General features: G+C 72.5%; 21 protein-coding genes and 1 riboswitch. Of the genes, 15 read left to right on the plus strand and 6 right to left on the minus strand.

Annotated features, from left to right (window positions below; translation table 11 throughout):
* Positions 1–303: an urease subunit gamma gene (locus tag ABZ915_RS15845; protein ID WP_361802028.1), complete on the minus strand. Its 303-nt coding sequence runs from the start codon at positions 301–303 to the stop codon at positions 1–3.
* A 148-nt stretch (positions 304–451) separates the two neighbouring features.
* A complete protein-coding gene (locus tag ABZ915_RS15850) occupies positions 452–1,081 on the minus strand; it encodes a helix-turn-helix domain-containing protein (RefSeq protein ID WP_361802031.1) in 630 nt (209 codons plus the stop codon).
* Positions 1,082–1,187: 106 nt separating this feature from the next.
* Between ABZ915_RS15850 and ABZ915_RS15855 the strand changes: the two genes are divergently transcribed.
* Positions 1,188–2,201, plus strand: a complete 1,014-nt coding sequence (locus ABZ915_RS15855) for an ABC transporter permease (protein WP_361802034.1) — start codon at positions 1,188–1,190, stop codon at positions 2,199–2,201.
* Between the two features lie 193 nt (positions 2,202–2,394).
* Here the strand turns inward: ABZ915_RS15855 and ABZ915_RS15860 are convergent, their stop codons facing one another.
* On the minus strand, positions 2,395–2,673 hold the full coding sequence (locus tag ABZ915_RS15860) for a type II toxin-antitoxin system Phd/YefM family antitoxin (protein ID WP_361802037.1): 279 nt from the start codon (positions 2,671–2,673) through the stop codon (positions 2,395–2,397).
* Positions 2,674–2,761: 88 nt separating this feature from the next.
* Between ABZ915_RS15860 and ABZ915_RS15865 the strand changes: the two genes are divergently transcribed.
* The 3 genes from ABZ915_RS15865 to ABZ915_RS15875 all read left to right on the plus strand — a co-directional run bounded on the left by ABZ915_RS15865 (position 2,762) and on the right by ABZ915_RS15875 (position 4,709).
* Positions 2,762–3,400, plus strand: coding sequence for an ATP-dependent Clp protease proteolytic subunit (locus tag ABZ915_RS15865; protein WP_361802040.1), 639 nt, complete (start codon positions 2,762–2,764; stop codon positions 3,398–3,400).
* Between the two features lie 7 nt (positions 3,401–3,407).
* Positions 3,408–3,716: a hypothetical protein gene (locus ABZ915_RS15870; protein WP_361802043.1), complete on the plus strand. Its 309-nt coding sequence runs from the start codon at positions 3,408–3,410 to the stop codon at positions 3,714–3,716.
* 304 nt (positions 3,717–4,020) lie between these two features.
* Positions 4,021–4,232: riboswitch (cyclic di-AMP (ydaO/yuaA leader) on the plus strand.
* A gap of 3 nt (positions 4,233–4,235) precedes the next feature.
* A complete protein-coding gene (locus ABZ915_RS15875; protein WP_361802046.1) occupies positions 4,236–4,709 on the plus strand; it encodes a C40 family peptidase in 474 nt (157 codons plus the stop codon).
* Between the two features lie 111 nt (positions 4,710–4,820).
* On the opposite strand, the gene ABZ915_RS15880 is transcribed toward ABZ915_RS15875, so the two are convergent.
* Positions 4,821–5,279 carry an ATP-binding protein gene (locus ABZ915_RS15880; protein ID WP_361802049.1) on the minus strand — a complete coding sequence of 153 codons (459 nt, stop codon included), beginning with the start codon at positions 5,277–5,279 and terminating at the stop codon, positions 4,821–4,823.
* A 223-nt stretch (positions 5,280–5,502) separates the two neighbouring features.
* Here ABZ915_RS15880 and ABZ915_RS15885 point away from each other — a divergent pair, with 223 nt between their 5' ends.
* Positions 5,503–6,372 (plus strand): helix-turn-helix transcriptional regulator, encoded by an 870-nt coding sequence (locus ABZ915_RS15885; RefSeq protein ID WP_361802052.1) that lies wholly within the window; start codon positions 5,503–5,505, stop codon positions 6,370–6,372.
* A 9-nt stretch (positions 6,373–6,381) separates the two neighbouring features.
* Entirely contained in the window at positions 6,382–6,606 is a 225-nt protein-coding gene (locus tag ABZ915_RS15890; RefSeq protein ID WP_361802055.1) for a DUF397 domain-containing protein, read from the plus strand.
* Positions 6,607–6,665: 59 nt separating this feature from the next.
* On the opposite strand, the gene ABZ915_RS15895 is transcribed toward ABZ915_RS15890, so the two are convergent.
* Positions 6,666–7,793 carry an 8-amino-7-oxononanoate synthase gene (locus tag ABZ915_RS15895; protein ID WP_361802058.1) on the minus strand — a complete coding sequence of 376 codons (1,128 nt, stop codon included), beginning with the start codon at positions 7,791–7,793 and terminating at the stop codon, positions 6,666–6,668.
* 148 nt (positions 7,794–7,941) lie between these two features.
* On the opposite strand from ABZ915_RS15895, the gene bioB reads away from it, so the two are divergent.
* The 3 genes from bioB to bioD are packed head-to-tail and all read left to right on the plus strand — an operon-like array spanning position 7,942 to position 11,162.
* Positions 7,942–9,162 carry a biotin synthase BioB gene (gene bioB, locus ABZ915_RS15900; RefSeq protein WP_361802061.1) on the plus strand — a complete coding sequence of 407 codons (1,221 nt, stop codon included), beginning with the start codon at positions 7,942–7,944 and terminating at the stop codon, positions 9,160–9,162.
* Positions 9,155–10,444 (plus strand): adenosylmethionine--8-amino-7-oxononanoate transaminase, encoded by a 1,290-nt coding sequence (locus ABZ915_RS15905; RefSeq protein ID WP_361802064.1) that lies wholly within the window; start codon positions 9,155–9,157, stop codon positions 10,442–10,444. The genes bioB and ABZ915_RS15905 overlap by 8 nt, the downstream gene beginning before the upstream one ends.
* A gap of 1 nt (position 10,445) precedes the next feature.
* Complete coding sequence (bioD, locus tag ABZ915_RS15910; RefSeq protein ID WP_361802067.1) at positions 10,446–11,162, plus strand: dethiobiotin synthase; 717 nt, start codon at positions 10,446–10,448, stop codon at positions 11,160–11,162.
* A 9-nt stretch (positions 11,163–11,171) separates the two neighbouring features.
* On the opposite strand, the gene ABZ915_RS15915 is transcribed toward bioD, so the two are convergent.
* Positions 11,172–13,460 carry a LuxR C-terminal-related transcriptional regulator gene (locus ABZ915_RS15915; RefSeq protein ID WP_361802479.1) on the minus strand — a complete coding sequence of 763 codons (2,289 nt, stop codon included), beginning with the start codon at positions 13,458–13,460 and terminating at the stop codon, positions 11,172–11,174.
* Positions 13,461–13,577: 117 nt separating this feature from the next.
* Between ABZ915_RS15915 and ABZ915_RS15920 the strand changes: the two genes are divergently transcribed.
* The 6 genes from ABZ915_RS15920 to ABZ915_RS15945 all read left to right on the plus strand — a co-directional run bounded on the left by ABZ915_RS15920 (position 13,578) and on the right by ABZ915_RS15945 (position 20,071).
* Positions 13,578–14,264 (plus strand): triacylglycerol lipase, encoded by a 687-nt coding sequence (locus tag ABZ915_RS15920; protein WP_361802070.1) that lies wholly within the window; start codon positions 13,578–13,580, stop codon positions 14,262–14,264.
* A 109-nt stretch (positions 14,265–14,373) separates the two neighbouring features.
* Positions 14,374–15,057, plus strand: coding sequence for a class I SAM-dependent methyltransferase (locus ABZ915_RS15925; RefSeq protein ID WP_361802073.1), 684 nt, complete (start codon positions 14,374–14,376; stop codon positions 15,055–15,057).
* 205 nt (positions 15,058–15,262) lie between these two features.
* Entirely contained in the window at positions 15,263–16,072 is an 810-nt protein-coding gene (locus ABZ915_RS15930) for an ABC transporter ATP-binding protein (RefSeq protein ID WP_361802076.1), read from the plus strand.
* A 4-nt stretch (positions 16,073–16,076) separates the two neighbouring features.
* Positions 16,077–18,641: an ABC transporter permease gene (locus ABZ915_RS15935; protein ID WP_361802079.1), complete on the plus strand. Its 2,565-nt coding sequence runs from the start codon at positions 16,077–16,079 to the stop codon at positions 18,639–18,641.
* 46 nt (positions 18,642–18,687) lie between these two features.
* Positions 18,688–19,575 (plus strand): TIGR03621 family F420-dependent LLM class oxidoreductase, encoded by an 888-nt coding sequence (locus ABZ915_RS15940; protein ID WP_361802082.1) that lies wholly within the window; start codon positions 18,688–18,690, stop codon positions 19,573–19,575.
* Between the two features lie 19 nt (positions 19,576–19,594).
* Positions 19,595–20,071, plus strand: coding sequence for a GNAT family N-acetyltransferase (locus ABZ915_RS15945; RefSeq protein WP_361802085.1), 477 nt, complete (start codon positions 19,595–19,597; stop codon positions 20,069–20,071).

Consider the following 20,071-nt stretch of genomic DNA (forward strand, 5'->3'; position numbering starts at 1 on the left):
TCAGACGATCGGGTCGTGGACGGTGACGAGCTTGGTGCCGTCCGGGAAGGTGGCCTCGACCTGGACGTCGTGGATCATCTCGGGGACGCCTTCCATGACGTCGTCCCGGGTGAGCAGCTTGCGCCCGGAGGACATGAGTTCGGCGACGGTACGGCCGTCACGCGCGCCTTCGAGGAGGTGCGAGGTGATGAGGGCGACGGCTTCCGGGTGGTTGAGCCTGAGCCCTCGGGCCCGGCGCTTCTCGGCCACGTCGGCCGCCACGTGGATCAGCAGCTTCTCTTGCTCGTGCGGGGTCAGTTGCACGTCCCACCTCACAGTCCTCGCTCCGGACCGTGCGGGGTCCGGTTGCCGCGGCCACGGGCCGAAGTCCCTGGTGGCGTGGAGCGGCAGGCTAGTTGGACCGGGTTTCCGGCACGTTAAACAGGCTCTGATCGTCGGACAGGCTTGATCGTCAGACGGCCGGGCGCGGGTCCCGCATGCTCATCAGCGCCCGGAGCCCCTCCTCCAGGGTCCCCGGTGGCAGGTTGCCGATGACGGCGAGCTGTGCGGCGTATCCCTGCGCGAGCGCGATCAGCACCCGGGCCATGGCGTCCGCGTCGGCATCGGCGGCGATCAGGTCGGCGGACTTGTAGCTCTCCACCAGCCTCGTCCAGGCGACCCGGACACGGTCGTACCCCACGTGCACCAGGTCCGCCAGTTCGCGATTGCGCAGGATCTCGGTCCACACCTGGACCATCAGCCGGGGGAAGACCCACTCCCCGCCCTCCAGCAGCCCCGGTCTGACCTCTCTGAGCTGCCGCAGGGCGCGGGGGATCAGTACGTCGGGCAGGGGCGGCGGGGTCTCCACGGCCGCCCCCTCGTAGGTCTCCCGCAGCACCTCGAGCACCTCGCCGACGATCGCCCGGATCAACTCGTCCTTGCCGCTGAAGTAGCGGTAGACGGCGCCGGCGGAGAGGTCGGCCTCCTTCAGTACGTCCTGCATGGACGTGGCGTGGAAGCCGTTGCGGGCGAAGCAGAGTGCGGCGCCGTCGAGGATCTGGCGGCGGCGGGCGTCGAGGTGGGCCTGGGATACGCGAGCCATGGTCCACAACGTAAAACGAACGTTCCTTCTTGACAAGCCCTCACCGGGGCGCGCACGGTGGTGGCCGCCCTAAAACGAACGATCCTTCTTTTTAACGGGAGAACCCATGCCGACCGCCTCCGACGCCCCGACCAGGGCGCCCGCCCGCCGTCTGATCGCCGCCGTCGTCCTCGCCCCCGTCCTGGCGACCCTCGCCCTGTGGGCCTTCGCCTGGCCGGCCGCCCGTACCGCACCTCGCGACCTGCCGGTCGGGGTGGCCGGCCCGGCCGCCGCGACGGCTCCGGTGGAGCGGCAACTGCGGCAGCGGGACGGCGCCTTCGAGGTCCACCACTACGCGGACGAGGCCGCCGCCCGGGACGCCATCGAGAACCGGTCCGTGTACGGCGCGGTGGTCGTCACCCCCAAGGGCCCGGAACTCCTGACCGCGTCGGCCGCGAGCCCGGTCGTCGCCCAGTTCCTCCGGCAGGCGGTGGCGGAGCGGGCCGCCGCGGACGGCACGGCGATCCGGACCGTCGACGTCGTCGCCGCTCCCGCACAGGACCCGCGCGGCGCGGCCCTGACGGCGAGTGTGCTGCCGCTCGCCATGGCGGGGATCGCGGCCGGCTCGGCGGTGACCCTGCTGGGTCTGCGCGGGGCGCGCGCGGCGGGCGCACTGGTCGCGGCCGCCGCCCTGGTGGGCGTCGCGGCGGCCGGGATCGCGGACAGCTGGCTGGGGGTGCTCACGGGCGACTGGTGGACGGAGGCCGCGGCGCTGGCGCTGTCGACGCTGGCGGTGAGCGCCGCCGTCGCCGGACTGGCGGCCCTGGTCGGCCGGGCGGGGACAGGTGTCGCCGCGGGCGTGGTCATGCTGTTCGGCAACCCGTTCTCCGGAGCCTCCTCGGCTCCCGAGATGCTGCCCGAGCCGGCCGGGACGATCGGCCAGTGGCTGCCGCCGGGCGCCGGGGCCACGCTGCTGCGCTCGGTGTCCTTCTTCGACGGCGCGGCGGCGACCGTGCCGACCCTCACCCTGACCTGGTGGGCGGCGCTCGGCCTGGGCGCGGTACTGGTCGGCGGGGCGCTGAGGACACGGGCCGCGAGCAGCGAGCCCCACGTCGACAGGACGCTCACCCCCGTCGGCTGACGACGCGCCGGCCACGCCCCGCCAGGGCCGGCTGCGCGAGTCCCTCCCCCAGCCGTCGGCGGGGGCCCCAGAGCACGCACAGCCTGCGGCACCAGGCCTCCCCCACACTCGATCACACTCGCGTGCAGGGGCACCCCCATCGCGGCGGGCGCCGGGCTCGCCCATCGGGCGGACAACGGGACTTTCGCAGCCCCTAGGCGCGGTCGTGCCCCCGATGTTCCGCCGCGATGCCGAAGCGTCGGCGTTCGCCGGGAGCGGACGCGGTTTCCTGGACGCGGGAGACGGAGCTGATCATCTGCTCGTCCTCCGGCTGGTCGAGGGCGTCCAGTCGCTCCAGGTCGGCGGCGGAGACGAGGGCGACGAGGGGCTTGCCGTGCCGTGTCACGACGACGCGTTCACCCCCGTACACCACGCGGTTGATCAGGTCGGCGAGTTCAGCCCTGGCTTGCGTCACCGGAATCTCGTAGGCCATACCCCCATCATAACGTCACGTACGTCCTGTACATTTCTTACAGATGCCGGTCCACCGGAGACGGCTCTGCCGTGAGGAGGGGTATGCCATGACCCGACCGCTCGCCCGCTACGTCCTGCCCGAGTTCACCGAGCGCACCAGCACCGGTCACCGCACGCTCGATCCGTACTCGAAGCTGCTGGAGGGGCGGATCGTCTTCCTCGGGACACCGGTCGACGACGCCTCGGCCAACGACGTCATGGCGCAGTTCATGCACCTGGAGCACGACGCGCCCGACCGGGACATCTCGCTGTACATCAACTCCCCCGGCGGCTCGTTCAGCGCGATGACGGCGATCTACGACACGATGCGGTACATCAGCTGCGACGTGGAGACGATCTGCCTGGGGCAGGCTGCCTCGTCCGCGGCGGTGCTGCTCGCGGCCGGTACGCCGGGCAAGCGGTTCGCCCTGCCGGGCGCGCGGGTGGTGCTCCAGCAGCCGGCGCTGCCCGAGCCGACGCAGGGTCAGCCGAGTGACCTCTTCATCCAGGCGGAGGAGTTGACCCGGATGCGCGGCCTGCTGGAGGAACTGCTCGTCCACCACACCGGCCGTGCCCCGGAGCAGGTCCACGCCGACCTCGAACGGGATCTGATGCTCGACGCCCGGGGCGCGCTGGAGCACGGGCTGGTGGACGGGATCATTCCCAGCAGCAGGGCCTCGCGCACCGCCGCTCCGGACGCGGGGTGAGCCGCCGATGCTGCCACCGGAACTGCCGCCGCTGCCGGCCCTGACCCGCGCCGAGGGCGAGTTGATCAACCGTTACCTGGACGTGGTCGACCTGCTGGGACGCATCAACCCGGCGCAGCACGGTGACACCTACCGTGGACTGCGGGCCGCCCAGGCGCTGGTGCGCAAGGCGGTGGAACTGCGCGACGCGCTGACGCTGATGCACCAGCGGGGAGAGACGGAGTTGCACGCGGCCACCCTGGCCCGGGCGCTCAGGGTGCTGGACGGCGAGCGCCGTACCGCACGCGTCACCGTGCCCCCGGACGGCGCCGGTTGACGCTTGCGGGCTCGGGTCTGAGTCGAAACGGCCCAAAAGACGTACCCACGTTCGGAGTAGCTGCGCATCCTTTTCCAGGGTCTCCGAAGTTGCGCGAACCGCCCGGCCGATGAGCGTCGGGAGAGGCTTCCGCCCTGGTCGGAGGGTGCGCGGCTGTCCCGTCAGCGGCTCGAACGCACACCTGTCCACCCGAACGGGCGAGTGGTGAGTAACACCACAAATCCCTGGTTCCGTTGGGATTTTCAGACAGTTGTGGGCGAAGATCCCTGTCTGACGACAAGCCCCCGCCACAACGGCGGGGCGATCCGAGCGGACGCCGAGTCCTGCCGCCGCCCGGATGACCGGTCGACAGGAGTGGATCGGCAGGAGTGGAGGACCCAAGCAAGACGGGTCGCCGGAGCGGACATCTGTTCGCCTCCGAGCAGCCCTTGGGGTGAAGCCGCGGCAACGCGGCCGGGCAACTTCGCCAGCCCGAATCCGACAGGTCATCCTTCACAGGCGGCTGACGAAGGGTTGCGCATGACTGCGCTCAATCGTGTCCCGTCGCTCATGGTCCGGGCCGGTACGGCCTCGGCCTTCGCCATCGCCGCCGTCGGCGGCTCGATAGCGGTACCCGGTGTCGCCCCCGACGCCGCTGCCGCCACCCCGGCGACGAAGGCGCTCCAGATCGCGGCCTCGAAGAAGGGCTCCCCGTACAAGTGGGGCGCCACCGGGCCGCGCAGGTTCGACTGCTCCGGGCTCACGCTGTACTCGTTCAAGAAGGCGGGCAAGAGCCTGCCCCGGACGGCCGCCCAGCAGTACAACAAGACCCACCACATCTCGGCCAAGAACCGCAAGGCCGGAGACCTGGTCTTCTTCCATTCGGGGTCGTACGTCTACCACGTCGGCATCTACGCCGGGAAGGGGAAGATCTGGCACGCCCCCAAGACGGGCGACGTGGTGAAGCTGCAGAAGATCTGGACGAGGAGCGTCTGGTACGGCCGCGTCAGCTGACCGGCCGTCACGCCTCGCACGGCTCCGGGTGCAGGGCCACCCCCGGGGCCGTGCGTGGCCGTACGGCGCCGTGTCGGGGCCGGTGCGGGGCCGGAGCGCCCCGCACCGGCCCTAGGGCTCCTGCTGCCCCGCTGCCGTGACCGGCCGGGCCGGCACCGCCCACGGCAGCTCGATGAGGACGGTCTTGCCACCCTCGCGGGTCCGCCGCACCCTGAGCCTGCCGCCGCACTCGACGGTCAGCCAGCGGATGATGACCATGCCGCGTCCGTTGTCCTGCTGCACGGCCGCGGGGAGTCTCCTCGGGAGACGGGGATGGCTGTCGGTGACACCGATGCGCAGGTGTTCGTCGCAGTCGAGCACGAGGTCCACCGTGAAGGTGGGTGACTGCCCGAAGGTGTGCTGTACGGCGTTGGTGGCGAGTTCGGAGACGATGAGCCGGATGGTGTCGGCCACGTCGGTGTCCGATGGAAGGCCCCACTCCGCGAGGGTGCCCACGACATAGGTGCGGGCCGCGGACACCGAAGCGGGATCGCTCGGCAGAGTGACGGATGCTTCCAGATGGTCTGCCATGACGACGTCGTCCCTTTCCCACGGGACCGGAGTCCGACACGGAGCGGATGGTTCGAGTACGGTCCCGGACTGGTGCTTCATCGCCAGACTGCCATCAGCGCGCCGGCCAGCGGGTGGGATCCACCAAGATATGCATATATCTGTCGCTCGAAGCGGTGAACTCTGCGACGGCAGACCGTATTCGAGTGGCACGTAAGGAGTAATGGCGAGTAAGGAGTGGCCCATGCAGAACGGTCCCGCGGTGCGCCGCCGGAAACTGGGCGACGAACTGCGCACGCTGCGCACCGGTGCCGGCCTCACCAGCGGTGAGGCCGCGCGTCTGGTGGGCTGGCACCAGTCGAAGGTGAGCCGGATCGAGACGGGCGCCAGCGGGGTGAAATCGGCCGATGTGCGGTTACTCCTGGATGCCTACGGAGTGACGGACGGCCAGCTTCGTGAGTTGCTGATGGTGCTGGCGGGATCGGACGAAGGCGGCGGCCGGCACCACTGGTGGCACGCCTACCGGGGGGTCCTGCCGCCCACCTACCGTGACTTCATCAGCCTGGAGTCGCAGGCGAGCGGGATGCGCACCCTGGAGACATCGGTGGTCCCGGGGCTGTTGCAGACGCCGGAGTACGCCCGTGCCGTCACCCGGGCGGCCGTGGGCGAGGGTGCCGACGACATGGAGGAGCGGCTGGACGCGCTGGTGGAGGTGCGGCTGGCCAGGCAGGACGTGCTGCGGTCGGATCCACCGCTGGAGCTCAGCGCCGTCCTGGACGAGGGAGTGCTGCGGCGGGAGGTCGGCGGGCCGGACGTGATGACGCGGCAGCTTCAGCGGCTCACCGAGGCGGCACGTCTGCCGCAAGTGCGCCTCCAGGTGTTGCCGTTCTCCGCCGGGGCGCATATCGGTATCACCGGCCCTTTCGTTATCTTCTCATTTCCGCGCACTTCTGATCTGGATGTGGTTGTTCTCGACCACTTGACGAGTAGCCTCTACCTCGAACGGAAAGAAGACCTCCGGGCCTACTCGGAGGCCTTCAACTCCCTTCAGATCCACGCCCTTTCACCCGAGGACTCGTTGGATTACATCGCCGGGATAAGTGACGGCGCGTAAGGAGGCACCATGTCTGCACTGCCTCGGAACGTACCTTCCAGCACCGAGCTGCACGACGTGCGGTGGCTGCGCAGCAGCTACAGCACCGGAGCGAACAACTGCGTGGAGACGGCGAGGCCGCACTCCGGTCCCTGGACCGGACTGCTCGCCGTGCGCGACTCCAAGGATCCGGCCGGCCCCGCGCTGCTCTTCTCCCCCGGGAGCTGGGCGGGGTTCCTCGCCACGCTCCGATGACCTTCTGATCGGTTCCGATCAGATTCCGTCCAGGCGGCGCACGGCCGTGTCACGCCGACTCATGGTCGCGTCTCGCCGATCACTCGTACAGCGCGTTCGATCTCGGCCCCGGAGAGGTCCCCTCGGGCGGTCAGCCTGAGCCGTGAGATGCCGTCGGGCACGGAAGGAGGACGGAAGCAGCCCACGGCCAGGCCTGCCGCCCGGCAGTCGGCCGCCCAGCGCACGGCCCCCTCCGGGGACGGGGCACGCACGGAGACGACAGCGGCGTCCGGACGCACCGCCTCCAGCCCCGCGGCCGTCAGGCGTGCGTGCAGTTCGGCGGCCACCTCACGCGCCCTCGTCGCCCGTTCCGGCTCGCGGCGCAGCAGCCTGAGGGCCGCCAGGGCCGCGCCCGCCGCGGCGGGCGCGAGGCCCGTGTCGAAGATGAACGTCCGTGCCGCGTTGACCAGGTGGTCGATCACCCGGGCCGGCCCGAGGACGGCACCGCCCTGGCTGCCCAGCGACTTGGACAGGGTGACCGTGACGACCACGTCCTCTGCGCCGGCGAGCCCGGCCTCGTACGGGGCTCCCCGGCCGCCGTCACCCAGGACGCCCAGGCCATGGGCGTCGTCCACGACCAGCCCGGCACCGTGCGCCCGGCACGCCTCGGCGAGCGCGGCCAGCGGGGCCGCGTCCCCGTCGACGGAGAACACCGTGTCGGAGACGGCGATCGCCGGCCCCTCGTGCGTGTCCAGGGCCTTGCGGACCGCGTCCGGGTCGGCGTGCCCGACGACCTGGGTCGTGCCGCGGGCCAGCCGGCATCCGTCGATGAGGGAGGCGTGGTTGCCCGCGTCGGACACGATCAGGGAGCCGTGCGGCCCGAGCGTGGTGACGGCCGCGAGGTTGGCGGCGTAGCCGGAGGAGAGCACCAGGGCCGCCTCGAAGCCGCAGAACTCGGCCAGCTCGCGCTCGAGCTCGGTGTGCAGTTCCGTGGTGCCGGTCACCAGCCGGGAACCGGTGGAGCCGCCGCCCCAGGTCCGGGCCGCCGTCGCGGCCCCCTCGGTGACCTCGGGATGACGGGCCAGACCCAGGTAGTCGTTGCTCGCGAGGTCGAGGAGCGGTGAGTCGGCGACCCGGGGCCTGAGGGTGCGTACCAGTCCGGCGCGGCGGCGCAGCTCCGCCTGGTCGTCGATCCAGCCGAACGCCATGGCTCCTCCGGGGATTTTGTAGGCAGTGGACAGACACTAGCCGGACGCCCAGCCGCCCAGGATGTGGCAATACCCACACGAGCAACCAGTCTCCGTTGTGCAAACTCTCCTTGGCCCGGAGCGGTCACGTAGGACAGGATCGGACCTCATGGACCTGCTGAACACGCTGGTGGACAAGGGGCTTCGGCGCGAGCTGCCGACCCGCGAGGAAGCACTCGCCGTACTGGCCACCTCCGACGACGACGTACTCGATGTGGTGGCCGCGGCCGGCAAGGTGCGCCGGCACTGGTTCGGCCGGCGCGTGAAACTTAACTACCTGGTCAACCTCAAGTCCGGCTTGTGCCCCGAGGACTGCTCCTACTGCTCCCAGCGGCTCGGCTCCAAGGCCGACATCCTCAAGTACACCTGGCTCAAGCCCGGCGACGCCTCCAAGGCGGCGGCCGCGGGCCTGGCCGGGGGTGCCAAGCGGGTGTGTCTGGTGGCCAGCGGGCGCGGCCCGACGGACCGGGACGTGGACCGGGTGTCCGAGACGATCCGGACGATCAAGGAGCAGAACGAGGAGGTCGAGGTGTGCGCCTGCCTCGGCCTGCTCTCCGACGGCCAGGCCGAGCGGCTGCGCGAGGCGGGCGCGGACGCGTACAACCACAACCTCAACACCTCCGAGGGGACGTACGCGGACATCACGACCACGCACACGTACGCCGACCGGGTGGACACGGTGCAGAAGGCGCACGCGGCCGGCCTGTCCGCCTGTTCGGGTCTCATCGCGGGCATGGGCGAGAGCGACGAGGACCTGGTCGACGTCGTCTTCTCGCTGCGCGAGCTGGACCCGGACTCCGTGCCGGTGAACTTCCTGATCCCGATGGAGGGCACGCCGCTCGCCACGGAGTGGCACCTCACCCCGCAGCGCTGTCTGCGCATCCTGGCGATGGTCCGGTTCGTCTGCCCGGACGTCGAGGTGCGCATCGCGGGCGGCCGTGAGGTGCACCTGCGCACCATGCAGCCGCTGGCCCTGAACCTGGCCAACTCCATCTTCCTCGGCGACTACCTGACCAGTGAGGGCCAGGCGGGCAAGGCCGACCTGGAGATGATCGCGGACGCCGGGTTCGAGGTGGAGGGCGCCGGTGAGGTGACGCTGCCCGAGCACCGCGCGACGGCCGGGGGCGGCTGCGGTTCGCACGCGGAGGCGGGGTGCGGGTCGCACGCGGAGGCCGGCTGCGGGTCGCACGCGGACGCGGGCTGCGGCTCCCATGAGGGCGGCGGCGTCTGCGGTACGGCCGCGTCCGCCACGGTGACGGGCGAGGCCCGCACCGACCTCGTCGCCGTCCGCCGCCGGGGTGCCGGAACGGACCTCGCGCCCAATGCCTGACCTGTCCGGCCCGAGCGTGCCGGAGCTGCTGGAGCTGGACCGGCGGCACGTGTGGCATCCGTACGGTCCGATGCCCGGGCGTGTCGAGCCGCTCGTCGTGGAGTCGGCGAGCGGGGTCCGGCTCCGGCTCGCCGACGGCTCGGGTGAACTGGTCGACGGCATGTCCTCGTGGTGGTCGGCGATCCACGGCTACAACCACCCGGTCCTGAACGAGGCGGCCCGCTCGCAGCTGCGGCGGATGAGCCATGTGATGTTCGGCGGGCTCACCCACGAGCCCGCCGTACGGCTCGCGAAGCTCCTTGTCGACATGTCGCCGGAGGGGCTCGAGCATGTCTTCCTGGCCGACTCCGGTTCGGTGTCGGTCGAGGTCGCGGTCAAGATGTGCCTCCAGTACTGGCGTTCGCTCGGCCGCCCGGAGAAGCGTCGGCTGCTGACCTGGCGGGGCGGCTACCACGGCGACACCTGGCAGCCGATGTCGGTGTGCGATCCCGAGGGCGGGATGCACGAGCTGTGGGGCGGGGTGCTCCCGCGCCAGGTGTTCGCGGACGCGCCGCCGGCGGAGTACGAGGACGCCTACGCCGGCCAGCTGCACGATCTGATCGAGCGGCACGCCGGTGAGCTGGCCGCCGTGATCGTGGAGCCGGTGGTGCAGGGCGCGGGCGGGATGCGGTTCCACTCCCCCGCGTATCTGCGCACGTTGCGCGAGGCGTGCGACGCGCACGACGTGCTCCTGGTGTTCGACGAGATCGCGACCGGCTTCGGGCGCACCGGCGCACTGTTCGCGGCGGACCACGCGGCCGTGACCCCGGACGTGATGTGCGTGGGCAAGGCCCTGACCGGCGGCTACATGACGATGGCGGCGACGTTGTGCACCGCGCGCGTGGCCGACGGCATCTCGCGGGGCGAGGTGCCGGTGCTGGCCCACGGGCCGACGTTCATGGGCAATCCGCTGGCGGCGGCCGTGGCCTGCGCCTCCATCGGACTGCTGCTCGGGCAGGACTGGCTCGCGGAGGTCAAGCGGATCGAGGCGGGTCTGCGCGACGGGCTCGCTCCGGCCGCGCGGCTGCCGGGTGTGAGGGACGTACGGGTCCTGGGCGCGATCGGGGTCGTACAGCTGGACCACGAGATCGACATGGCGGCGGCCACCGGGGCCGCCGTGCGCGAGGGCGTGTGGCTGCGGCCCTTCCGCGACCTGATCTACACGATGCCGCCGTACGTCACCGGCGACGCGGACGTGGCGCGGATCGCGCGTGCCGTGTGCGCGGCGGCGCGGGAGGGATGAGATGCCGGTACTGGTGATCACGGGCACGGGCACGGAGGTCGGCAAGACGGTCACGACCGCCGCGGTGGCGGCGGCCGCGGTGGCGGCGGGGCGGTCGGTCGCCGTGCTGAAGGCCGCGCAGACGGGTGTACGGCCCGACGAGCGCGGGGACGCCGACGAGGTCGCGCGGCTCGCGGGAGCCGTGACGACGGCCGAACTGGCCAGGTATCCGGAGCCGTTGGCTCCTGGCACGGCGGCGCGGCGGGCGGGCATGGCGCCGGTGCATCCGCACGAGGTGGCCGAGGCCGCCGCCAAGCTGGCCACGGAGCACGATCTGGTGCTGGTCGAGGGAGCGGGCGGGCTGCTCGTCCGGTTCGACGCGGCGGGCGGCACGCTCGCGGACGCGGCCCGGCTGCTCAACGCGCCGGTGCTGGTCGTCGCCTCGGCCGGGCTGGGCACGCTGAACACGACCGAGCTGACGGCGCGCGAGCTGCGCTCCCGGGAGATCGAGTTGCTGGGCGTGGTGATCGGCAGCTGGCCCGGCTCCCCCGACCTGGCCTGCCGTTGCAATCTCGCCGATCTCCCGGAGGCCGCGGGAGTCCCGTTGCTGGGCGCGCTGCCCGCCGGGGCCGGGGCGCTGCCGCCCGAGGAGTTCGTCGCGATGGCGCCGGGCTGGCTGGCGCCGCGGCTGGCCGGGACATGGGACGCGGAGGCGTTCCGGGTGCGCCACGCTCCCTGAGCGGGTGCCTCAACGGCTGCCGGGGGCGTCGTCCCCGAGCAGCCGTACGAGTTCGATCCGCGACCGGATGTCCAGCCGGGCGAAGACCCCGCGCAGATGGTGGTCGATCGTGCGGGGACTGAGGGCGAGGCGGTCGGCGATCTCGCGGTTGGTGGCGCCCTCGGCGGCCATGCGGGCGATCACCAGTTGCTGGGCCGTCAGTCGCGCGGTCGGGTCGGTCCGCGGGGTGGGCGCTGGGCTCAACGGGGTTCCGAGAGCGCGGAGTTCCTCGCGGGCGCGGGCCGCGCAGTGCGGGGCGCCGAAGGACTCGAACGCCTCCAGGGCGCTGTGCAGCCGGTCCCGGGCCTCGCTCCGGCGGCGCAGCCGGCGCAGCGCGCCGCCGAACAGCAGCTCCGTGCGGGCACGTTCGTAGTCCCGGGTGCCGCGGGCATGCAGGTCGAGGGCGGTGCGGTAGTGGTCGACGGCTTCGGCGCCGGGGGCGAGCAGGGCCCGGCAGCGGGCGCTGAGGGCCAGGTCGTCGGGGCTGCTGACGGCGCTCGCCCAGCGGTGGTAGTCGGCGTGGGCGGCGCGCGCGACGCGGGTGTCGCCGGTGCGGACGGCGGCCTCCACGTAGTGCGGCGTGGCCAGGTGCCGGATGGCGCGGTGTCCGTGGCCGGGGCCGAAACCGGCGAGGGCGCGCAGCCGGGCCGCCGCCGCGGGGAAGCGGCCGCCCGTCAGGTCGAGGAAGGCGAGCGCCCACTGGGCGAGGGCGGCGGGCAGGCCCAGTCCGCGCGCCAGGGCGTCGGAGCGGGCGGCCCGCGCGTGCTCGCGACAGGCCTCCTCGTCGCCGGTGACCGCCGCGAACATGGCCAGGGCGGCCCGTAGATGGCAGGCGCCGTTGTCCTGCCCGGTGGCGTACGCCAGCTCCAGCGCCTCCCGGGCGGCGGCCTCGGCGGCGCGGGAGCGGCCGGTCCAGAAGTCGGCGTAGGCACGGAACTCCATGGCCTGCGCGACGGTCGCGAGCGTGCCCCGGGTCCGGGCCGCGGTGGCCGCGCGGAGGGTGGCGGTGGCGGCGCGGGTGTGGTCGCCGAGCATCAGGGCGGCGATGCCGGCGTGGACCAGCAGGGTGGGGTCGCCGCCCGGCCCGCACCGTCCGGCGGTCCGCTTGAGCAGGTCCCGGGCGTCCTCGTAGCGGCCCTCCACCGCGACGGCCAGCCCGCCGAGCGCGCCGGGCGGCGGCACGCCCAGCCAGTGGGCGACGAGGAACGCCTCCCGGCACCGCCGCAGGTCCCCGGTGTAGACGGCGGCCTCGGTGACCAGGGCCAGCAACTCCACGACCTCGCCCACCCGGCCCGCGCCACGTTCCTGGAGCGGGGTCCGTGCGCTGTCGTACCCGACCAGTCGGCCCGCGCTGCCCCGCCCGGCTCTCGCAGCACCGTACTGGGCCGGAACTCCCGCTCGTCCGTGCCGGATCGCCGCCGTCAGCAGTGCGTCGAAGGCCTCTGCCGCGTTGCCCGCGCGCAGGGCGAGGGCTCCGTTCAGGGCGGGGTCGTCGGTGCGGGCGGCCAGGGTGCGGGCCCGGTCCGCGTCGCCGGTGCGCCAGGCGTCGGCGGCGGCGCCGGCCAGCAGCCGGGTCCGGGTTCCCGGGTCGGCGCAGAGGGCGGCGGCGCGTTCGGCGAGCGCACCGGCCAGGGCCGTGTCGCCGGCGGCCCGGGCCCGGTCGGCGGACGTGCGGAGTTCCGCGGCGAGGCGCGCGCTGGGGCCGAGGGCGCCCGCGGCCCGGTGCCCGGAGCGGCGGGGCGCCTCACCCTTGCCGCTCAGCACCCGGGCGAGCAGCCGGTGGGCCTCGCGCCGGTCCGCCGGGGACGCGGCCTCGTACGCGGCGATCCTCGTCCAGGCGTCGCGGAACTCCACCCCGTCGAGGGTGGCGTGGGCGACGCCCGGCACGTCGGCGGCCTCCAGCGGCCGGGTGTCGAGACGGGCCGCGGCGACGGCGCGCAGGAAGGCGTGGGTGGCGACCGGATGCTGGTCGGCCGCGGCGAGGAGCAGCAGCAGCCGGGTGTCGTCGGGCAGGGAGCGGATCTCCTGGCGGTGGGCACGCAGCAGCCGGGGCGCGACGGCGGCGGGCCCGGTGGGCAGCGGGTCGAGGCCTGCCGCCTGCCGTTCGGTCAGGCGCGGGAGGAGTTCGGCGACGGCGCGGGGATCGCCGTACGCGACGTGCCGCAGCCGCGCGCGGACGCCCGCGGACGGGGCGGGCCCCGCGTCGGGGAGCGGCGGTGGCGAAGTGCGGTCCAGAGGTGGGGGGTTCACCGGCGTCACCACACCATCGATGTTACTGGCGGGTCAGTTGACTCGTAAAGACTGGCGACTTCGCCGATGCGGCGCGCGTAGACCCTTCCCGACACTCCTGGCGACCCCACCGTTTCAGGAGGCTTCATGCAACGCCATAAGCGTCGTATCGCCACGGCCGTTTCGACGGTGACCGCATCGTTCCTGCTGTCCCTCCCCCTCACCGCGGCCCCGGCCCACGCGGCGAGTCACAACCCGGTCGTGTTCGTGCACGGGCTCAGCGGTTCGGCGAGCAGCTGGAACGACTGGGTCGCGGACTTCGAGGCCGACGGCTACTCCTCCTCGCAGCTGTTCGCATGGTCGTACGACTGGACTCAGTCGAACGCCACCACCGCCCAACAGCTGGCCACCGAGGTGAAGTCCGTGCTGGCGAAGACCGGCGCCTCGAAGGTGGACATCGTCGTCCACTCCATGGGCGCGCTGGGCGGCCGCTACTACCTCAAGAACCTCGGCGGGACGTCCTACGTCGACGACTTCGTGTCGGTCGCCGGGGTGAACCACGGCACCTCCGTCGCCTCCCTGTGCGGGTGGCTGTACACGTCCTGCAAGGAGATGCAGACGGGCAGTTCCTTCCTGACCGCGCTCAACTCCGGTGACGAGACGCCCGGCAGCGTGTCGTACGCCAGTTACTGGTCGGACTGCGACGCGGCGGTCGTCCCGAACTCCTCGGCGCTGCTCAGCGGAGCGACCAACGTGGACGTCGGCTGCATCTCGCACACCGACATGAACGACGACCACGGCGTGTACGAGCAGGTGCGCGACTTCATCTCGTAGAGCCGTGTCCTGGAACGAGCCGTGTCCCGGAGCCGTGCGAGGACGCGGGGGTGCGACGGGCCCGTACGGGGGACAATCCCCGTAGGCCCGTCCTCTCCGGGAGGTCTCCATGCGGCTGCGCTCCATCGGCTCCGGCAAGGTGGCACGGGATGCCGTCCACCACCCGCTCTTCGCCCGCTACTACGCCCGCGTCAGCGCGTGCGCCGAGACCAGGCTGGGCCTGGCCGGGGTACGGGAGCGGATGCTCGCCGGGTTGTCCGGGCGGGTGATCGAGATCGGCGCGGGCAACGGTCTGAACTTCGCGCACTATCCGGGTGCGGTCGCGGAGGTCGTCGCGATCGAACCCGAGCGCATGCTCAGGCAGCTGGCGGTGCGGGCCGCGCTGCGCGCGGAGGTGCCGGTGGACGTGGTGCCGGGTGCGGCGGAGGCGCTGCCGGTGAAGAGCGAGGCCTTCGACGCGGTCGTGCTGTCGCTGGTGCTGTGCAGCGTCCGGGACGTGCCGCGTGCGCTGGGCGAGGTGCGGCGGGTGCTGCGGCCCGGCGGGGAGGTCCGGTTCTTCGAGCACGGCCGGGGCGGCGGCCGGGCGATGACGCTCACCCAGCGCGCCCTGGACGGGACCGTGTGGCCGGTGCTGAACGGCGGCTGTCATCTGTCCCGCGAGCCGGTCGCGGCGCTGCGGGCGGCCGGGTTCGAGCTGGGCCCGTACCGCGAGGTGCTGATGCCTCAGAAGGGGCCGAGGCTGCCCACTTCGTACTGTGTGCTGGGTACCGCCTGGCGGCCCGGGGAGCGGTGATCGCCCGGCTGACGGCTCGGGCCCCTGGGGCGGGCCGCCCCGGCTCTCCTCCCCCGGGTGGAGAGTGCCCCTTACACCGGTAGCCGGGGTGCGACCTGAGGCGGAGACCCGCTCTGCCCCATGGGGGATACCGGGTGTGCGCCCCGTCACACTACGCTCGGCCGGGACTAGGAGTCACGAGGTCCAGGCGAGCGAGGAGGCGGCCTTGTCCACACCTGCTACGGAGCACGCGCCCGGCCGGGCGCCCGGCGACGGGACCGCCGCCCGCGCCCGGGGGCTGACCAAGGCGTACGGTTCGGGCGAGACCAGCGTGCTCGCCCTGGATTCGGTGGACGTGGACATCGAGCGCGGCCGGTTCACCGCGGTCATGGGGCCCTCGGGCTCCGGGAAGTCCACCCTGATGCACTGCCTGGCGGGGCTCGACACGGTATCGGCCGGTCAGGTGTGGCTCGGCGACACCGAGATCACCGGGCTGAAGGAGCGCGAGCTGACCCGGCTGCGGCGGGACCGGATCGGCTTCATGTTCCAGTCGTTCAACCTCATCCCGACGCTGAACGCGGCCGAGAACATCACCCTGCCCATGGACATCGCGGGCAAGAAGCCCGACGAGAAGTGGCTGGACCAGGTCATCGACACGCTGGGGCTGCGGGAGCGGCTCAAGCACAGGCCGGCGCAGCTGTCCGGCGGGCAGCAGCAGCGCGTGGCCTGTGCCCGGGCGCTGGCCTCCCGGCCGGAGCTGATCTTCGCCGACGAGCCGACCGGCAACCTCGACTCGCGGGCCGGGCTGGAGGTCCTCGGGTTCCTCCGCGACGCGGTCGACGACCTGGGGCAGACCGTGGTCATGGTGACCCACGACCCGGGCGCCGCCGCCCACTCCGACCTGGTGCTCTTCCTCGGCGACGGTCGGATCGTGGACGAGATGGAACAGCCCACGGCGGAGGCGGTGCTCGAACGGATGAAGCGTTTCGACGTCACGCGCGGCCCGTTCGACCGCGACGGCGCCGGGGAGGACTGACCAGGTGCTCAAGGCGACCCTCCGCAGCTTCCTCGCCCACAAGGGGCGGCTGCTGCTGTCCGCGCTGGCCGTCGTGCTGTCCGTGGCGTTCGTCGCGGGCAGCCTGATCTTCTCCGACACGGTCACCCGCACCTTCGACCGGCTCTTCGCCTCCACCTCCGCCGATGTGACGGTGGAGCCGAAGGAGGACCTCAAGTCGTCCGTGCCGACCGGCGCGGTCCAGACCGTGCCCACCGCGCTCGCGGCCCGGGTCGCGAAGGCCGACGGGGTCGCCGCGACCCATGCCGACGTGTCCGTGCAGAACATCGTGGTGGTCGACAGCCGGAACAAGTCCGTGGGGCCGACCACCGGCGCCCCGACCATCGCCACCGACTGGTACGTCACCCACCGCAGCCCGGTGAAGCTGACCTCCGGTCACGCCCCGCACGGCGCGGACGAAGCGCTGCTCGACGCGGACACCGCCGACAAGAAGCACGTGCGCATCGGCGACACGCTGACGGTGCAGGCCGCACCCGGCACCTTCCGGGTGAAGGTCGTCGGCATCGCCACGTTCACCACCACCAACCCGGGCGCGGCCCTGGTCTTCCTGGACCCGGCGGTCGCCGCCAGGGAACTGCTCGGCTCCCCCGACCGTGCCACCAGCATCTCCGTGGACGCGGCGAAAGGCGTGAGCGACGCCGAGCTGAAGAGCCGGGTCGGCCGGGTGACCGGCAGCGGCCCGTACGACCTGAAGACCGCCGACGAACAGGCCAAGTCGGCCGCCGCCGCCCTCGGCGGCTTCCTCGACGTGATCAAGTACGTGATGCTCGGCTTCGCCGGGATCGCCGTCCTGGTCGGGATCTTCCTGATCGTCAACACCTTCTCCATGCTGATCGCCCAGCGCACCCGCGAACTGGGCCTGCTGCGGGCGCTGGGCGCCGACCGGCGGCAGGTGCGGCGGTCGGTGCTGACCGAGGCGGTGCTGCTCGGCCTGGTCGGCTCGACGCTGGGCCTCGCGGCCGGGATCGGGCTGGCGTTCGGGCTGATCAAACTGATGAGCGCGTTCGGCATGAACCTCAAGGCGACGGAGATGGTCATCGGCTGGCCGACGCCGGTCTCGGCGTACGTCGTCGGCGTCGGCGTCACCTTCGTCGCGGCGTATCTGCCCGCCCGGCGCGCGGCGGGGGTCTCGCCGATGGCGGCGCTGGCGGACGCCGAGATCGCCGGGGTGGGACGGCCGCTGAAGACGCGCGCCGTCGTCGGTGGCGTCGTCGGAGCGGCCGGTGTGGCCGCGCTGGTGGGCTGCGCGGCGGCGACGAAGACCGCCTCGGCGGCCTCCCTGCTGGGCCTCGGCGTCGTCCTGACCCTCGTCGCCACCGTCATCGCCGGGCCGCTGCTGGTCCGGCCGGTGATCCGCGTCCTGGGCGGCGCGTTCCCGGCGCTGTTCGGCTCGGTCGGCCGGATGAGCCAGCGCAACGCCCTGCGCAACCCCCGCCGCACCGGCGCCACCGCCGCCGCGCTCATGGTGGGTCTGGCCCTGGTCGGCGGGATGTCGGTGGCCAGCGCCTCGATGTCCCGGTCGTTCGACCAGCAGATCGACAAGACGCTGGGCGCCGACTTCACCGTCCAGAACGGCAACTTCCAGCCGTTCACCAAGGAGATCACCGACAAGGTGCGCGCCACCGAGGGCGTGCGTCTCGTCGTACGCCAGCGGTTCGTGCCGGTGGCGGTACGGCTGCCGGACGGCAAGCGGGTCAAGACGTCCGCCTCCGGGTACGACCCGCAGGTGGACGACGTCGCCCACGTCACCTACAAGGGCGGCGACAGCGCGGCGGCGCTGGCCGACGGGCACCTCGGCATGGACGTGAACTTCGCCGAGGACCACCACGTCCGCCTGGGGAGCACCGTCCCGGTGGAGTTCCCGGGCGGCCGGACCACCGACATGACCGTGGGCGCGCTCACCGACCAGGGCGGCTCCGGCTTCGGCATGCAGGGCGGGCTGTTCTTCGGCATCACCACGGCGGAGAAGTACGTGCCCGACGGCCAGGACGCGGCGCTGTACGTCGACAAGGCCCCCGGCACCAGCACGGACCAGCTGCGCTCGCGCCTGGAGCGGACGCTCGAGCCGTATCCGCAGGTGCAGGTCCGTGACCAGGCCGACTACAAGAAGCTGGTCCACGACCAGATCGCGGTGCTGCTCTATCTCGTGTACGCGCTGCTCGGGCTGGCGATCGTCATCGCGGTGCTCGGCGTGGTCAACACCCTGGCCCTGTCGGTCGTGGAGCGCACCCGGGAGATCGGCCTGCTGCGCGCCATCGGGCTGGCCCGGCGGCAGCTGCGCCGCATGATCCGGCTGGAGTCGGTGGTGATCGCGGTGTTCGGCGCGGTGCTGGGGCTCACCCTGGGCCTGGTGTGGGGCGTGTGCATACAGCAGGTGCTGGCCCTCCAGGGCATGACCGCGCTGGCGATTCCGTGGGGCACGATCGTCGCCGTCGTGATCGGTTCGGCGGTGGTGGGCGTGGTGGCCGCCCTGCTGCCCGCGTTGCGTGCATCCCGCATGAATGTGCTGGCGGCCATCGCGCACGAGTGATGGAATCGCGGCGAAGGCCCAAGTCGCCCGCTGCCGAGGAGAGTTCATGCCGCGTCCGTTCCGCTTCGGAGTCAACCTGCTCACTCCCGCCTCGGCCGAGGAGTGGGGCGCCAAGTGCCGCCGCGCCGAGGAACTCGGGTACGACGTGATCCACGTCCCCGATCACCTCGGCTGGGTGGCGCCGTTCCCGGCGCTCGTCGCGGCCGCCGCGGCGACCGAGCGGCCGCGGCTGGGCACCTTCGTGCTCAACGCGGGCTTCTGGAACCCGGCGCTCCTGGCCCGCGAGGTGGCGACCACGGACGCACTGACGGGCGGCCGTCTCGAACTGGGGCTCGGTACCGGCTATGTGCAGGCGGAGCACGACACGGCCGGCCTGCCGTTCGGATCGCCGGGCGAGCGGGTGGACCACCTCGCCCGCACCGTGGCGGAGCTGGAGCGCCTGCTCGGCTCGGCGGAGCACCGGCCCAGGCCCGCGCAGTCGCGGGTACCGCTGCTGATCGGGGGCAACGGCGACCGGGTGCTGCGGCTGACCGCCGAGCGGGCCGACATCGCCGCGTTCACGGCCGGGCGAGTGGTCGCCGGGAGTACGGAGGGCAAGATCGCGCCGCTCACGCCCGAGGAGCTCGACGGGCGCGTGGCCCGCTACCGGGAGCTCGCGGCGGGCCGCGCGGAGCCGGCCGAACTGAACCTGCTCGTGCAGATGGTGAAGGTCACCGAGGACCCCGAGGCCGTGATCAAGCCACTCCTCGACCGCCAGCCGCAGTTGACCGCGGACGAGGCGCTCGCCCTGCCGATCGTGCTGGTCGGCACCCTGCGGGAGATCGTCGCGCGGGTGCGGGCGCAGCGGGAGCGGTACGGGTTCTCGTACCTGACCGTGCTGGAGCCGTACATGGACGACTTCGCGCCGGTGATCGAGGAGTTGCGCGGCGAGTAGGCGCGCGGCGGCCGTCCGCATGCTGGAATTCACGGGGCCGCCACGCCAGCGGTGGTGTGATGATCGCATGACTGACCTGCATATACGGGCCGCCGGACCGGACGACCTCGACGCGGTGCTGGCCTTCTGGAAGACGGCCGCGGAGGGCACCAGCATCAGCGACGACCGGAGCGGTGTCGAACGGCTGGTGCTCCGTGACCCCGAGGCGCTGATCCTCGCCGAGAAGGACGGGGAACTCGTCGGCACGGTGATCGCCGGCTTCGACGGCTGGCGCTGCCATCTGTACCGGCTGGCGGTGCACCCGCAGCGGCGGCGGCTGGGCATCGGCTCGGCGCTGCTGGCCGCCGCGGAGGAGCGGTTCGTCCGGCTCGGCGGGCGGCGCGGGGACGCGATGGTGCTGGTGCGCAACGAGACCGCGCACCACGCCTGGCGGGCCGCCGGATACGCGCCCGAGGAGAAATGGCGGCGCTGGGTGAAGCCGTTCACCGCCGGCTGA

This window comes from Streptomyces sp. NPDC046915 (assembly GCF_040644935.1).
GTDB lineage: Bacteria > Actinomycetota > Actinomycetes > Streptomycetales > Streptomycetaceae > Streptomyces.